The sequence below is a fragment of the Streptomyces sp. NPDC051909 genome (assembly GCF_040681095.1).
Classification (GTDB): Bacteria; Actinomycetota; Actinomycetes; order Streptomycetales; family Streptomycetaceae; genus Streptomyces.
This window is the reverse complement of sequence record NZ_JBFAYA010000007.1, coordinates 189,141-204,088: the sequence shown is the minus strand read 5'-3', so window position 1 is coordinate 204,088 and position 14,948 is coordinate 189,141. Positions and strand designations below refer to the sequence as shown.

Below are 14,948 nucleotides of genomic sequence, written 5' to 3'. Positions count from 1 at the left end.
GGTCCCGTTCGGTGACGGGTCATTCGGCCGTGGTGGAGAGTTCGGGCGCCGGCCGGCCGGCGGGGGTCAGCGGCCCGGTGGAGCGCACCGAGGGCAGCACCAGGCAGACGAGCCCGCCGACGACGCAGGCCACCGCGGACAGCCCGATCACCTGGACCGAGCTCATCCGCTCCAGCAGCAGACCGCCCAGAGCCGCACCGGTCGGAGAGGAGGCGACGATGACCGAGCGGCGGGCACCGAACACCGCGCCGTGCTGGTCGTCGGGGACGGTGCTCTGGATGACGCTGATCTCGGTCGCGGCGTACGGAGCCCAGACGACCCCGCCGACGAACATGATCGCCAGGGCGACCGGCAGGGAGTCGACGAGCACCAGGGGAAGCAGCACCACGCCCCACAGCGCCGCGCCGACCGAGTTGACCACGGCCGGCCGCATCCGGGCGAGCCGGGGAATCGTCACCAGGCCCGCCAGCGCGCCCACTCCCATCGCCGACCACATGGCGCCGTAGCCGGCACCACCGGTGCCCAGCTCGGAGCTCGCGAAGACCGGGATGGCCGTCAGCAGGGGCCCGTAGGAGATGTAGTAGAGGACGGTCAGCAGCATCATGGCGCGGACCACCGGAATGGTCAGCATCGGACGGAAGCCGAACCAGGAGGCCCGGCCGGCGGCCGGCGGGGCCTGCTTCGGATCGGCCTTCCCCGGCACGTCGCGGACCCCGGCGGTCCGTAGCGGCATCAGTATGACCAGGGCCAGCAGGCACATGCCGGCGGGCACGAACAGCGACCAGGTGCCGGTGAAGCCGGCCAGCGCGCCGCCGAGGGCGGGCCCGACCAGGTAGGGGAACTGGTCGCCGATGGTGAGCACGCCATTGGCCACCTGGAGGTCCTTCGCCGGGACGATCCGCGGGATCAGGACCCGGCTGCCCACCTTGGCCAGCGGGTTGGTGACACCCATGAACACGCACAGCGCCAGCAGCACGGGCAGGGTCAGCAGGTCGAGCTGCGCCAGGACGGCGATCGCCGCCACCGAACCGCCGCGGGTCAGATAGCCGAGAATGGTCAGCGGCACCGGCGGCCGCCGGTCGAACAGGGGGCCGAGCAGCGGTCCGGAGACGATCTCGGGGATCCTCCGGCACAGCACGACGAGTCCGGCATCGACGGGGGACTGCGTGGTGGTCAACACGACCCAGATCAGGGCCACGCTGATGAACTCGTCGGCGGTCTCGGACAGGATCGCGCTTCCGGTCAGCCTCCTCAGCTGAGGCGAACGGCCGATGACCGACCGGCTCCACCGTTTCCGCAGCGCGGCGGGCGAGAGCATCACGGCCGTTCCTCCTCGAACAGGTTGGGGAAGTAGTTGATGTCCGCGGTCAGCGAAGCCAGCAGCGCGCCCATGCGGGCCGGGGCGGCGGCGGAGCCGACGCCCAGAAGGGTCCGGTTCCGCTCGGCCGAGCGCCGGGACAGCGGCAGCGATCCGGCGTTCAGGTACCGGATCGCCCCCTGCGGATCGCGGCTCGGGATGATGGCGGACCTGGCATGGCGACTGGCGCTGAACGGGATGTCCAGCGTGCCGTCGGCGAAGGCGTCGACGATCGCCGCGGCGAGGTCGGGCCCCCGGTCGAGCACGGGACCGGCGATCTCGTCGACCTCGGTGAGGATCCACTCGAGTTCCTCGGCCACCCGGTCCTCGTCGACTGAGAGGAAGCCCAGCAGTGGCGAGTTGGCGCGGTCCGCCAGCCGCAGCCCCTCGATGTTCGCCCGGGTGTCGGGGATGCCGGCGGCTTCCTGGTGCGTCTTCGTGATGATCTTGGTGGCGCCCCCCAGCCGGGCCACCAGGGCGCCGAAGAGGATCAGGTCCTCGGCGTCGCGGCGCCGACGGGGGAAGACCCCCATGAACTCGTGCAGCACCGGATGCACCGTCACCCCCTCGGGCAGATAGCGCTCCGCCAGCAACGGGATCGCCCGGAGGGCGGCCACGTCCTGTGCGAGGTGGCCGCCCTGCGGGTAGGCGATGGAGACACAGCGCACGCCGGCCCTGGCCGCCAGGACCGCTTCGAGCACGCTGACCGCCAGGCTGATCGACGGGGGGACCAGGACCGCGGTCAGCGTTCCGAACAGCTCCCGGTCGATCACGACCCCCAGCTCGGCCAGTTCGCCGCAGACCCCGTCCACGGCCGACCAGGCCGCCAGCGACTCGGCCAGCGGCACGTCCTTCGAGTAGGGCAGGTTGTAGGAGATCCCGCCGCCCTCGAAGGACGTGATGCCGGCGGCGACCGAGACCGCGAACAGCAGACCGGCGTCGGGCGATCCGTGCCGGATCTCCAGCGGCACCGCCACCGCCTCGTTCAGCTCCCGTCCGCGTCGCCAGCCGTGGGTGACCAGCGGATAGCCGTTGAGGTCCTGCGGATTCCGGTTGAGCGTCCGCAGGGCCTGCCGGAAGCGGCGCAGCCTGGTGTGGGAGTCGATGGTCACGGTGAGGATGTCGGGCTCCGCCTCCGCCTCGAGCGTGCGCAGCAGCCGCAGCATCTCCTCGTGCCCGCCCACGCCGCAGCGCGGCTGGACGGCCACCCGGCCACGGGCGCGGGCCCGGTCGAGCACTTCGGCCGCGGTCGGCTTGCCCAGGGACCGGATGTACGCGGCCGACTCGCCGAGCCTCGGCAGCGCGGAGCCGCGCGGACGGGTGTCGCCGCCGAGCAGGCGCGGCCCGGTCACGAGGCACCGTGACGCGCGGCCGACTCCGTCCGGCGTGCCGACTCGGCGCGCAACTCGTCCAGCACTCCCGGCAGTTGCTGCGCGTCGGTGAGGATCCGGTCGACTCCGAGCGCGTAGAGCCGCTCGTGGGCCGACGCGTCCTTGTGGCTGCCGACCGACAGGTTGCCGCCGACGACGACCGGGCAGCGGATGGCTCCCGACTCCCGGGCCGCCGGCAGGTCCCGCAGGTCCTCGTGGATGTGCCCGTTCAGGCTGCCGATCAGGACCGCCTCGGCCTCGGGGTGCTCGGCACAGGCGGCCGCGAACTCGGCGACACCGGTGCAGGTGCCGAGGTTCACCACGGTGAAGCCGAGCTCGCGCAGACCGTGGGCGATGAGGTGGTTCGCCACCGCGTGGCTGTCGCTGGCGGCGACGCCGAGGACCACCACCCGGGCGCAGCCGTCTGTGCCGGGCAGGCCGGGCCCTTGTTCCCGCCGTGTCACGACGGCTCCTTCCCAGGGTGTGGGTTCGGGATCAGATCAGCTGGCCCGTGCAGGCGTCGTCGATGTACGCCTGCTTGGCAGCGGCGTCACGGTTCGACTGCAGGTAGCGCGACCAGGCGCGGCGCTCGTGGGCGGTCGCGTCCAGCTCGACCACCTCCTGGGTGGCGCGCAGGTAGCCGGGAGCGCCCTCGTACGGCAGGAAGCCCGCGTCGTCCTTGTAGTAGATGCCCTGGCACATCTCGTTCTTGTTGCGCCAGACGCAGACGAGCATGAAGTACTTCTCGCCGCAGCGGTGCAGCAGCACGTAGCCGAGCTCCTTGCGGAACTCCAGCCGGCCCTCGGCCACCTCGTTCCGCAGGAACGCCCGGGCCTCGTCGCTGACCTCCGGCGTGGCCGGCTGGTCGGCGGTGCGGATGTCGTACCACTTCAGGTAGGCCTCCGGCATGCTCAGGTTCTCGCCGGGGTGGATGCGCTTCTCGGCGTGCTGCCACTCGGCCGGGTACTCGGCCAGCTCGTCGAGGTTCGCGATGGTCTGGGTCGTCATGGTTGTCGCCTTCCGTTGATCGCCCGGGTTCTCACCCGGCGTGCGGGGTTGTGGTCAGCAGGGCCGACGCGTACAGGCCGGTCTCCTCGAGGTGCCGGAGCCGGCGGTAGTCCGCCTCGACCTCGGCCGCGTCGGGGGCGCTCAGGTACACGTAGCCGGGCGAGCTCCCCAGGTCCACGGTGCGCCGGACGGGGGAGCCGGCCTCGGCGCTGAGCACCAGTTCGGTGAACGAGCCGAGCGCGCGCACGGGGGCCAGCCGCTCCTCGGAGGGCATCTCCCCGTCGGCGGGGCTGAGCAGGGTCACGTAGCGCAGCGCGGCCTGCGGCCGGTATCGCGGCAGCCGCCCTTCGAGCAGGTCCTCGGGGCGGGCGATCGCGCGTGCCAGGCAGTCGATCTGGTCGGTGCCCAGGCAACGCGACACCACCCGCGGCTCATGAGCACCGCCGGCCCGGGCGGCGCTCTCGACCAGCACCGGCCCGGACGGGGTCAGCATGACCTCGGTGTGGGCCGCCCCGTTGCGGATCTCCAGCGCGTCCAGCACCGCCAGGGTGTACGCGGCGACCGCCTCGACCGCGGGGTCCTGCGGCGGGACGGGCTCCTCGTAGTCGTACATCGGCCGGCCGCCGTCGAGCAGCCGCTTCCGGTAGCGCCACACCTCGACCACGTGGTGCACGCCGTCGCGGCTGACGGTGTTGACGAAGTACTCGTCGCCCTCCAGGAACTGCTGGCCGATCACGACGCGGTTGTGCCCGCCGTAGCGGTCGCCGGCGGACAGGACGGCGTCGAACCCCGCCCGCAGCTCCTCCGTCGACCTGCAGAACAGCACGTGGTCGCTGCCGGCGCTGGCCGGCGGCTTGAGCACCACGGGCCAGGTGCCCAGCCGCTCCGCCCAGGCGAGCAGCTCGTCCGCCGAGGCGGCCGCGACGGTGGCGGCGGTGGCCACGCCGGCCGCCGCCACCGCCCGGACCATCTCGTGCTTGTCCCGCCGGGCCCCGGGCCGGCTCCTGCCGTTCCCGGGGGTGCCCAGCTCCGCCGACAGGGCATCGGCCAGCAGGACCCCGGACTCGCACCCGGGCACCACGAAGCCCACTCCGTGCTCGCGCAGGGCCGCCGCGGTGGCCCGCACGTCCCCGTGGTGCACCACCTCGACCTCCATGTCCACCAGGCCGCCGCCGTAGTGGACGTCAGGGGTGTCGGACCTGACGTGGATGCTGCGGGCGCCATGGCGCGCCAGCGCGGCCGGCAGGAACGCGCCGATGCCGTCCGCGTCGACGACGGCGACTGTCAACGGCGGGGTCATGCCGGGTCGACCTGCGGGATGCCCGAGGCGGCGCGTGCCAGCAGGCCGGCGTCGGGGCTGTCGTCGGCCAGCGAACCGGCGAAGTACCGGTCGTAGGCGGCGAGGTCGAAGTGGCCGTGTCCGGAGAGGCCGAACAGGATGGCCTTGGACTCGCCCTCCTCCTTGCAGCGCAGCGCCTCGTCGATGGCGACCCGGATCGCGTGGGTGGACTCCGGGGCGGGCACGATGCCCTCGCTGCGGGCGAACCGGACGCCGGCCTCGAAACAGGCGGTCTGCGTCACCGCGGTCGCCTCCATCAGCCCGTCCTCGACGCAACGGCTGATCAGCGGCCCGATGCCGTGGGCCCGCAGACCGCCGGCGTGCACGGCCGGCGGCACGAACTCGTGGCCCAGGGTGTGCATCCGGAACAGCGGGCCGAGCCGGCCGGTGTCCGCGTAGTCGTACGCGATGGTGCCGCGGGTGAGCGTGGGGCAGGCCGCCGGCTCCACCGCGATGATCCGCACCGGGCGGCCGCCGCGCAGCTGCTCGCCGAGGAACGGGAAGGTCAGTCCGGCGAGGTTGCTGCCGCCGCCCGAGCAGCCGACCACGATGTCCGGGTAGTCCTCCGCCAGGTCCATCTGCCGGAGCGCCTCCTGGCCGATGACGGTCTGGTGCAGCAGCACGTGGTTGGCGGCGCTGCCGAGGACGTAGCCGAGGTCCGGGTCCTGGGCGAACGCCTCCAGCGCCTCGGAGGTCGCGATGCCCAGGCTGCCGGGGCAGTCCGGGTCGTCCTTCAGGATCGTGCGCCCGACCTCGGTCTCGGTGCTCGGGCTGGGCACGCACGTCGCGCCGTAGGTCTCCATCAGGGCGCGGCGGTAGGGCTTCTGCTCGAAGCTCACCTTGACCATGTAGACCTTGGCGGTCATCCCGAAGAAGGAGGCGGCGAGTGCGGTGGCGCTGCCCCACTGGCCGGCGCCGGTCTCGGTGACCAGACCGGTCTTCCCGGCCAGCTTGTTGTAGTAGGCCTGCGGGATCGCGGTGTTGGGCTTGTGACTGCCGGTCGGCGCGCCGCCCTCGTACTTGTAGTAGATGCGGGCGGGCGTGCCGAGTTCACGCTCGAGCCGACGGGCCCGGAACAGCGGGGACGGCCGCCACAGCGCGTAGAACCGTCGGACCTCCTCGGGGATCTCGATCTCCCGCTCGGTGCTCAGCTCCTGGTCGATCAGCTGCTCGGGCATCGTGTGCGCCATCTCGGCGCGGGTCAGCGGCTGCATCGTCTTCGGGTTGAGCGGCGGGGCCAGGGCAGGGCCCGGAAGGTCCGCCGCGAGGTTGTACCAAGTGGTCGGAGCCTCGGTCTCGTTCAGCGAGAACCGTATTCTCTCCATCAGGGGACCTTCCTGTTCAGACCGTGCGGTCGGTCGCCTCGGCGACCAGGGAGCCGGCCGTGGTGGCGTGCGAGCTGGCGAAGAGCCGCGGATGGGCGGTCTTGATCCCGTCGACCACCTTGTCGTAGGGGACGTCGTCGAACTCCCCGTGTACGTGGAGGAATTCCATGTGCCGGCGGCCCTCCTCGTCGAAGGGGTGGTACAGACTGTCGGACCGTCCGTCGAAGTCGAGCGGGGCGATGCCGTAGAGCTTGCAGAGCATCTTGTTGAAGACCGGGGTCGCCTTGACCCACCGGCCGCCGAGGTGGACCACGACCAGGCTGTGGAAACGGAAGACGTCACCGCCGACCAGTTCCCGCAGCCGCGGGGAGGCCAGGTGGTTGCGGACGTCGCCGTAGTACAGGCGGCTGGGGATCCCCACCGCGCGCAGGGCGGCCGCGTACAGGATCGACTTGTGGACGCAGAAGCCCAGGCCGTGGTCCAGGACGCCGCTGGCGCTCAGGCCCCGGCGGCTCAGGTCGGCACCGTAGACCTCGTACGGGATGTCGTCGCGCACGGCGTAGTAGAGCGCGACGGCCTTCTGGCGGTCGCTCTCGGCACCGTCGGGGGCCTCGGTCAGGCCCGCCTTCGCCAGGGTCTTGTCGACGAACGCGCGGACGGCGGGCGACTGGTGGTCGAGGAACTCGGTGGGCGCCCTGAGGGCGTCGAGTTCGGCTGTCATCCTTCTCGTCTCCTATGCCGGCTTGAGGGGGCGGTCGAGACCCATGAGGGCGGCCAGACGCTGGCGCTGGATCTCCGAGGTGCCGGAGTAGATCGTGCCGCCGACGGCGTCACGCAACTCCTTCTCGACCCCGTACTCGGTGGTGTAGCCGTAGCCGCCGAAGATCTGCACCGCCGAGAGCGCCGAGCGCACGTTGCCCTCGCTCACGACGAGTTTGGTCATGGCGATGTCGTCCGCGACGTCCGCCTTGTGCTGGAGCTTCTCGGCGGTGTCGTAGATCCACTTCCGCGCGTTCTCCACGTCGATCCGCATCTCCACGATGCGGTTGGAGACCGACTGGTTCGATCCGATGGTCGCGCCGAACTGTGTCCGGGTACGCGCGTACTCGACGCAGCGTTCCAGCCTCCGCCCCATCTCACCGGCGGTGATGGCGAATCCGCAGAGGATCTCCCACTTCATCACGTGGTCGAGGACCAGGAACCCGGCTCCGACGCCGCCGAGTACGTGGTCCCTCGGGACCCGCACGTCGTCGAGGAAGAGCTCCGCGAGGGGCGAGGTCCGCAGCCCCATCTTGCCGATGGGGTTGCCGACCGAGAGGCCCGGGGTGTCCCGGCGCACCAGGAAGGTGGTGATCCCGCTGACGTCGCCGGGCGCGCCGGTGCGGGCGTAGACGACGACCAGGTCGGCGATGGGTCCGTTGCTGACGAACGCCTTGGCGCCGTTGAGGACGAACGCCTCGCCGTCGGCGACGGCGGTGGTCCGCATGCCCATCACGTCCGAGCCGCCGCCCGGTTCGGTGATCGCGTGGGCGCCGATCATCGTGCCGGCGCAGATCTCCGGCAGGTAGCGCTCCTTCAGCGCCGTCGAGCCGAACCGCTGGAGCGCGACGCCGGTGCTGACGATGTGGGTCGAGACCGAGAAGCCGAGACCCGCGTCAGGGCAGCGGTAGCCCAGCTCTTCGAGCACGCACAGGGTCGTCAGGAGATCTTTGCCCAGGCCGCCCCAGGCGGTGCCGAACGGCAGGGAGAACAGGCCGACGTCGCGCAGCCGGCGCCAGCCGTCCCAGTCGAAGGTCCCGGTCGCGTCGCGGTCGATGTGGTCGGTCCCGGTCTTCGCCGCCACGGCGCCGATCGCGGTGCGCAGTTCGCGCTGTTCCTCGCTCCAACGAATCACGGTCGGCCTCAGTACTGGGAGAAGCCGTCGGAGTCCAGGGAGTGCCGTTCGTCCCCGCGCAGCGGCGGGTTGAAGACACTGATCAACTCCAGGTCCTGGTCGGGCGAGGCGATGAGGAAGTGCGCGTCGTGCTCGTTGAGCGCGTACAGCACACCGGGCACCAGGTCGATGGTCGTCCCGCCGTCGGCGGCCTGGACCTGGCCCGAGCCGGCGATGCAGTAGCAGGCCTCGAGGTGACGGCGGTACTCGAGCCGGGACTTGGTCCCGGCCTCCACCACGGTGTGGCAGACGGTGAAGCCCATCTGGTCGGCCTCCACCAGCAGCCGGTAGCTGAGGCCGTTGCCCCAGTGAACCGGCTCGATCTTGTCTCTTTCGCGGGCGAACATCAGGACTACCCCCGTTGCGTGAGATACGAGTTGACGATGGATGCGGTCAGACGCCCGAGGGCTCCTGGTGCCGGGCGACGAGCTCCGTGATGGAGGCCACCGAGCGGAAGTCGTCCGGCGAGATCTCCAGGTCGCCGAACGGAACGTCGTAGCGGTCGCCCAGCCAGCCGATCAGCCGGATCAGCTGAAGGCTCGTCACCACACCGGTGGCGAGGAGGTCGTAGTCGGCCTCCAGCTCCTCGGCAGCCGTGCCGGGCAGGTACTCGGCGACGATGTGCTCGGTGATCTCGCGCTGCAGCCTCATGTCAGCTCCTTCTGGAGACGGCGTCGGTCGACCTTGCCGGTCGGTCCGACCGGCAAGGGGTCGGCCACCAGGTGGAACCTGGTGGGGATGGCCACCCGGTTCAGCCGGGCGGAGCAGTGGGTGCGCAGCCGCAGCGCGGAGAGCCCGGTGTCGACGGGGCGGACGAAGGCGTGCAGGACACGGCCGGCCTCCTCGTCCGGCAGCGCGATCACGGCGGCCTCCACGACGTCGGTATGGGAGTCGAGGACGCGCTCGATCTCTTCGAGGTTGACCCGCACGCCCCGGATCTTGACCTGGAAATCGGTGCGGCCGAGGAGGACGAGCCGGCCGGCGGCATCACGCTCCACCAGGTCGCCGGTGCGGTACCAGATCCGGTCGCCGCGGCGCTCGAAGCGTTCGGCCGCGTGGTCGTCGGCGAGGTAGCCGCGGGTCTGGAACGGAGTCGAGACGACCAGCTCGCCGGTGCCCGGGCCGGTCACCTCCCGGTCGCCGTCCAGCACCGCCACGGCCGCGCCGGGCAGCGGCCGGCCCAGCGGCAGCACCTCCGCCTCGGCGCCCTCGGCGGGCGTGAAGGTGTGCAGCATGCTGTCGTTGGTCTCGGTGCACCCGTACACGTTGTGCAGCCGGGCCTGCGGGAACGCCTGCGGGAGCCGGGCCCGGACCGGGCGCGGCACGTGGTCGCCGGTCAGCACCACGTCCCGGACGCCAGGGAACGGCCCGTCGGCGGCGTCGAGCAGCAGGCGGAAGAAGAGGGGGACCGCCTGCACCACGTGCGGCCGCGTCTCCCGGAGCAGCCCGGCCAGATACCCGCCGTCCACCGCCCGGTCGGGAGCGACCGGCACCACGCAGCCGCCGTGGCGCAGCGTCGCCCAGATGTCCAGGAGACAGAGGTCGAAGTTGAGCGGAGCGTAGTTGAGCACCCGGGTGTCGCGGTCCAGTCCGAACTCCTCACCGGCCCAGGCGGTGAAGGCGTCCAGGGCCTCCGCCGAGAGCGGGACGAGCTTGGGCAGGCCGGTGGATCCCGAGGTGGTGAGGATCAGACCGGTGCCGGCCGGCAGGGCGGGGCCCGGTTCGGCCACCGGAAGCGGCGGTCCGCACACCAGCTCCCGGCCGGAGACGGTCAGCACCCCTCCCGCACCGGCCCGCTCGACCAGGGTGGTGAGTGTCTCCTCGCCGAGCTCGGGGGAGACCAGCAGCAGCGGCCGGCCTGCGGTCAGGCAGGCCAGGATCGCGGCGATCGCGGTGGTCGACTTGGCGGCGACCAGGGCCAGCAGCCGGCTCTCCGGGCCGTACCGGGCGTCGAGTTCATCGCCGATTCGGCGGGCGAGCCCCGTCAACTCGGCATAGGTGACGGTCTGCCGGTCGGCATCGGACCACAGCAGGGCAGGGGTGTCGGGACGCCGGAGGGCAGTGGCGAGAATCTCCTCCACCAGTGATCTGGACAAATCTCATTCCCCATCGGCTCGACCGCGCTCTGTGGAGCAGCCTGCGGGAGCCCGCGTCCCCGTGGCTTCCGACCGGCGGCCGGGTCTGGACCCGTACCTGGGTCTGGCTTTCGAGCCGGCGAGCTCGCCCCGGTCCCGAAGACGGCGGACCGTCGCTCTCGCAGACTGGGCCGGCAGGAGTGCCAGTCGTTGAGGAGGAGTCAGATCATGAGCGGTGACGCGGAGTTCCAGGAGTCCTTCCCCTTCCCTCCCGGCCAGGAGGGGGAGCCGCCGGTCCAGCTCGCGGGCCTGCGCGCCAAGTGCCCGGTCAGCCGGGTGGTCCTGCCGAGTGGCGACGAGGCGTGGGTGGTCAGCGGGTACGACGAGGTGACGGCCGCCCTGTCGGACCACCGGCTGTCCCGGGCGGCGCTCCGGGAGCCGGGCGCCGTACGGATGGTCAAGGGCCCGGACTTCGGCGACAACCCCTACAGCCTCTTCAATCTGGAGGGCGCCGACCACGCCCGGCTGCGCCGGATGATCGCCCAGGCGTTCTCGCCCCGGAGCGCCGAGGTGCTGCGGCCGCGGGTCCAGGAGATCGCGGACGAGTTGGTCGACCGGCTGGCGGAGCTGCCCCGACCGGTCGACATCTACGCCGAGTTCTGCGCGCTGCTGCCGATCTGGGTGGTCTGCGAGATCGTGGGCGCCCCGGTCGACGACCGCGGCGCGATCAAGGAGTGGACCGAGACGCTGATGAGCGTCACCTCCAACGAGCGGCGTCTGGAGGCCCGGGAGGCCTTCACCGGCTACGTACGGGGGCTGGTGGCGGCCCGGCGCGAGGAACCCCGTGACGACCTGCTGAGCATCCTGGTCCAGGCCCGGGACGAGGACGACCGCCTGACCGAGGCGGAACTGACCTGGCTCGGCGCGGAGCTGCTGCTCGCCGGGCACGACACGACGGTGAACACGCTGGGTCGCGGTCTCTTCCAGCTGCTCCGGCGGCGCGAGCAGTGGGAGCTGCTGACCGCGCGCCCGGAGGAGCTCACCGAGTCCGCCGCCGAGGAGGTGTTCCGGTACGCGCCGCCGTCCGACTCGGGCCTGCTGCGGATCGCCCTGGACGACATCGAGCTCGCGGGAACCCTCATCCGCAAGGGAGAGGGCGTGATCCCGCTGATGCACGCCGCCGCCCGTGACGAGCGGCACTTCGACGAGCCCGAGCGGTTCGACATCACCCGTACCGCCAACAGGCACCTGGTCTTCGGCTACGGCCCGCACCACTGCCCGGCAGCGGGCGTGGCGCGCATGGAGGTCCAGGTCGCGCTCGGCACCCTGGCCCGCCGGCTGCCGGGGCTCACGCTGGCGGTCCGGCCCGAGGAGGTCGAGTGGCGGGGCGGCCACATCACGCTGCGGCCCGAGTCGGTGCCGGTGACCTTCTGAGCGGAGTCCGCGTCATGGCGCCCAGCAAGATATTCACCAAGAGCCGGATCATCTGAGAGATTCTGCCGCCAGGCCTCGAACAGGCGGCTAATCTTGCGGAGGCCGCAACCGTCGAGCGGAAACTGGAGAGTTCCATGTCCCACCGGCCCCTCCTCGTGGGGATCGTCAACATCACCGAGGACTCGTTCTCGGACGGCGGACGTTACCTCGACTCCGAGGAGGCGCTGCGGCACGCGCGGTACCTGCGGGAGCAGGGGGCGGACGTCATCGAACTCGGGGCAGCCGCCAGCAATCCGGACTCCGCCCGCGTGCCCGCAGAGGAGGAGTGCCGACGGCTGTCCCAGGTCCTGGAGCAGCTGACCGCCGAGAACATCCCCACGTCGGTCGACACCTTCCTGCCCGAGACCCAGCGCTTCGCCATCGCCGGAGGAGTGTCCTACCTGAACGACATCCAGGGCTTCCCGTATCCCGAGCAGTACCCGGCGCTGGCGGAGGCGGACTGCCGACTGGTCGTCATGCACTCCGTCCAGCGCACCGGACCGGCGACGAAGGTCGTCACCCGGCCCGCCGAAGTCTGGGCCGGGATCACCGAGTTCTTCACCGAGCGGGTGGCAGCCCTGGAGGCCGCCGGGGTCGACCGGAGCCGGATCGTCGTCGACCCGGGGCTCGGCTACTTCCTGGGCAGCAACCCGGACACGTCCTTCGCCGTGCTCAGTGGCGTGCGCAGACTCAAGGAGGAGTTCGGCCTGCCGGTGATGATCTCCGCCTCCCGCAAGTCGTTCCTGCGCACCGTGACCGGACGCTCCATCGAGGACAGCGGATCGGCCACCCTGGCCGCCGAGTTGTTCGCGGCGCTGGAAGGGGCGGACTACATCCGGACGCACGACGTCGCCGCGCTGCACGACGCCCTGACCGTGCTCCGGGCGGTCGCCGACCACGACGGCGCGCTGGCCGTCTGACCACGACGAAGGGCACGCTGGGGCCATGCGCACGCTACTGATCGACAACTACGACTCGTTCACCCAGAACCTGCGTCAACTCCTGGCCGAGGTCAACGGTCAGGAACCGACACTGGTCCGCAACGACGTCGACTTCGCCACCCTCGACCCCGCCGACTACGACAACGTGGTGATCTCGCCCGGTCCCGGACGCCCGGAACGTGAGGCCGACTTCGGCATCAGCGCCCGGGTGATCCGCGAGTGGCGGCTGCCCCTCCTCGGGGTCTGCCTCGGGCACCAGGGGATCTGTCACCTCTTCGGCGGCGAGGTGCGGCACGCGCCGGAGCCGCGGCACGGTCGGCTCTCCCTGGTCAGCCACTCGGGTCAGGACCTCTTCGCCGGACTGCCCTCGCCGCTGACCGTGGTGCGCTACCACTCCCTGGCCGCGCAGTCGCTCCCGGAGGAGCTGGAGGGCATCGCCTGGTCCGAGGACGGGGTGCTGATGGCGCTGCGGCATCGCGAACGTCCGATCTGGGGCGTCCAGTTCCACCCCGAGTCGATCAGTACCGAGTACGGCCGCGAGCTGCTGGCCAACTTCCGTGATCTCAGCCGGGCCTGGCAGCGGTCCGCGGAGGAGTCCGCCCCCGCGCCGTCGTACCGGGTCTCGGTGCGGCGGCTCGACGTGGCCCCCGACCCGCAGACCGCCTACCAGGAGCTGTTCTCGGCCGAGCAGTCCAGTTTCTGGCTGGACAGCAGCACCGGTGCCGCGCAGGGCGCCCGCTTCTCGATCATGGGCGACGGCTCGGGGCCGCTCGGCGAGTTCCTCACCTACCGCGTCGCGGACCGCACCGTCGAACTCCACAGGGCGGGGCGGCCGGTCGAGCGGATAGCCACCACGTTCCTCGACTACCTCGACAGCTCGCTGCGGGAGCGCGCGGTCCCGGCCGACGACCGCCTGCCGTTCGACTTCAACCTGGGCTATGTCGGCTACCTCGGTTACGAACTGCGCGCCGAGACCACCCCGACGGTGCCGACGTACCAGGCGGCCACCCCGGATGCCGCACTGGTCTTCGCCGATCGCGCCCTGGTCCTCGACCACGCCGAGAGATGCTGCTACCTGTTGCGGCTCAGCCGCACGGAGGAGGATCCGGAGGCGGCCGCCTGGCTGGAGACCACCGGCCGCCGGCTGCTCGCCATGCCGCCTGAGACCGCCGAGGCCCCGCGCCCGGAGCCGAGGCCCCGCCCCGCGGCCGACATTCCCCGGATGGAACTGCGGTGGCAGCCGGGTGCCTACCTCAACCTCGTCGGCGACTGCCTCGTGGAGCTGCGCGACGGGGAGTCCTACGAGATCTGCCTCTCCAACATGGCTGTGGTGCGCACCGACATCGACCCGCTCCGCACCTTCGCCAACCTGCGCCGGATCAGCCCCGTCCCGTACGGGGCCCTGCTGGACCTCCCCGGGGTCGCGGTGCTCAGCGCCTCTCCCGAACGGTTCCTCACCATCGACGCGACGGGGAGCGTCGAGTCGAAGCCGATCAAGGGGACCCGCCCGCGCGGTCTGACCCCTGAGGAGGACGAACGGCTGAGACGCTCGCTGGAGCTGAGTGAGAAGGACCGAGCCGAGAACCTGATGATCGTGGACCTGGTGCGCAACGACCTCAACACGGTCTGCGAGACCGGCTCGGTCCATGTGCCCTCCCTCTTCGCGGTGGAGAGCTTCGCCCAGGTGCACCATCTGGTGACCACGGTCCGGGGCAGGCTGCGCGAGGGCCTGTCCGCGGTGGACTGCGTCCGGGCGGCCTTTCCCTGCGGATCGATGACCGGCGCACCCAAGCTCCGCACGCTGGAGATCATCGACCGGCTGGAGCGGGGCCCGCGCGGCGTCTACTCGGGAACGCTCGGCTGGTTCTCGCTCAGCGGTGCCTGCGATCTCAACGTGGTCAACCGCACCATCGTGGCGACTCCCGGCGAGGTGAGCTTCGGCGTCGGTGGTGCCGTCGTCGCGCTCTCCGATCCGACCGAGGAGTTCGAAGAGACCCTCGTCAAGGCCAGGGCCATGGCCGACACCCTCGCCGTGAGCCTCGGCGAGCAGGCCCCGTCGCGGCCGGAGATGGCGGAGCTCGACCGCGAGTCCGACCTGACCAGGCGCTGACCACGCACACCGGTCCC

The 14,948-nt window shown here is 71.4% G+C and carries 14 protein-coding genes; 3 read left to right on the top strand and 11 right to left on the bottom strand.

The features are described from left to right. Positions 1–19: 19 nt before the first annotated feature. From AB0M18_RS13860 to AB0M18_RS13810, 11 genes are read right to left on the bottom strand one after another with little or no spacing between them, the layout of a single operon-like run. Positions 20–1,318, bottom strand: a complete 1,299-nt coding sequence (locus AB0M18_RS13860) for an MFS transporter (protein WP_365757630.1) — start codon at positions 1,316–1,318, stop codon at positions 20–22. Further along, a complete protein-coding gene (locus tag AB0M18_RS13855) occupies positions 1,318–2,709 on the bottom strand; it encodes a methylaspartate mutase (protein ID WP_365757352.1) in 1,392 nt (463 codons plus the stop codon). Before AB0M18_RS13855 ends, AB0M18_RS13860 begins: the two co-directional genes overlap by 1 nt. Beyond that, a complete protein-coding gene (locus AB0M18_RS13850) occupies positions 2,706–3,191 on the bottom strand; it encodes a cobalamin-dependent protein (protein ID WP_365757350.1) in 486 nt (161 codons plus the stop codon). Before AB0M18_RS13850 ends, AB0M18_RS13855 begins: the two co-directional genes overlap by 4 nt. Before the next feature lie 31 nt (positions 3,192–3,222). Further along, positions 3,223–3,735 carry a hypothetical protein gene (locus AB0M18_RS13845; protein ID WP_365757348.1) on the bottom strand — a complete coding sequence of 171 codons (513 nt, stop codon included), beginning with the start codon at positions 3,733–3,735 and terminating at the stop codon, positions 3,223–3,225. 31 nt (positions 3,736–3,766) lie between these two features. Beyond that, positions 3,767–5,035 carry an ATP-grasp domain-containing protein gene (locus AB0M18_RS13840; protein ID WP_365757346.1) on the bottom strand — a complete coding sequence of 423 codons (1,269 nt, stop codon included), beginning with the start codon at positions 5,033–5,035 and terminating at the stop codon, positions 3,767–3,769. After that, positions 5,032–6,399, bottom strand: a complete 1,368-nt coding sequence (locus AB0M18_RS13835; RefSeq protein ID WP_365757344.1) for a TrpB-like pyridoxal phosphate-dependent enzyme — start codon at positions 6,397–6,399, stop codon at positions 5,032–5,034. Before AB0M18_RS13835 ends, AB0M18_RS13840 begins: the two co-directional genes overlap by 4 nt. 16 nt (positions 6,400–6,415) lie before the next feature. Next, entirely contained in the window at positions 6,416–7,120 is a 705-nt protein-coding gene (locus tag AB0M18_RS13830) for a transglutaminase-like domain-containing protein (RefSeq protein ID WP_365757342.1), read from the bottom strand. A 12-nt stretch (positions 7,121–7,132) separates the two neighbouring features. Further along, the gene (locus tag AB0M18_RS13825) at positions 7,133–8,293 is read right to left on the bottom strand and encodes an acyl-CoA dehydrogenase family protein (RefSeq protein ID WP_365757340.1); all 1,161 of its coding nucleotides are present in this window, start codon (positions 8,291–8,293) and stop codon (positions 7,133–7,135) included. A gap of 8 nt (positions 8,294–8,301) precedes the next feature. Next, positions 8,302–8,679 (bottom strand): ectoine synthase, encoded by a 378-nt coding sequence (locus AB0M18_RS13820; protein ID WP_365757338.1) that lies wholly within the window; start codon positions 8,677–8,679, stop codon positions 8,302–8,304. A gap of 46 nt (positions 8,680–8,725) precedes the next feature. Continuing rightward, a complete protein-coding gene (locus AB0M18_RS13815) occupies positions 8,726–8,983 on the bottom strand; it encodes a phosphopantetheine-binding protein (protein ID WP_365757336.1) in 258 nt (85 codons plus the stop codon). Next, a complete protein-coding gene (locus AB0M18_RS13810) occupies positions 8,980–10,413 on the bottom strand; it encodes an AMP-binding protein (protein WP_365757334.1) in 1,434 nt (477 codons plus the stop codon). Before AB0M18_RS13810 ends, AB0M18_RS13815 begins: the two co-directional genes overlap by 4 nt. A gap of 222 nt (positions 10,414–10,635) precedes the next feature. Between AB0M18_RS13810 and AB0M18_RS13805 the strand changes: the two genes are divergently transcribed. The 3 genes from AB0M18_RS13805 to pabB all read left to right on the top strand — a co-directional run bounded on the left by AB0M18_RS13805 (position 10,636) and on the right by pabB (position 14,931). Next, a complete protein-coding gene (locus AB0M18_RS13805; RefSeq protein WP_365757332.1) occupies positions 10,636–11,841 on the top strand; it encodes a cytochrome P450 in 1,206 nt (401 codons plus the stop codon). A 134-nt stretch (positions 11,842–11,975) separates the two neighbouring features. Then, positions 11,976–12,800, top strand: a complete 825-nt coding sequence (gene folP / locus AB0M18_RS13800; RefSeq protein ID WP_365757330.1) for a dihydropteroate synthase — start codon at positions 11,976–11,978, stop codon at positions 12,798–12,800. A 25-nt stretch (positions 12,801–12,825) separates the two neighbouring features. After that, positions 12,826–14,931 carry an aminodeoxychorismate synthase component I gene (gene pabB, locus AB0M18_RS13795; protein ID WP_365757328.1) on the top strand — a complete coding sequence of 702 codons (2,106 nt, stop codon included), beginning with the start codon at positions 12,826–12,828 and terminating at the stop codon, positions 14,929–14,931. Positions 14,932–14,948 lie beyond the last annotated feature (17 nt).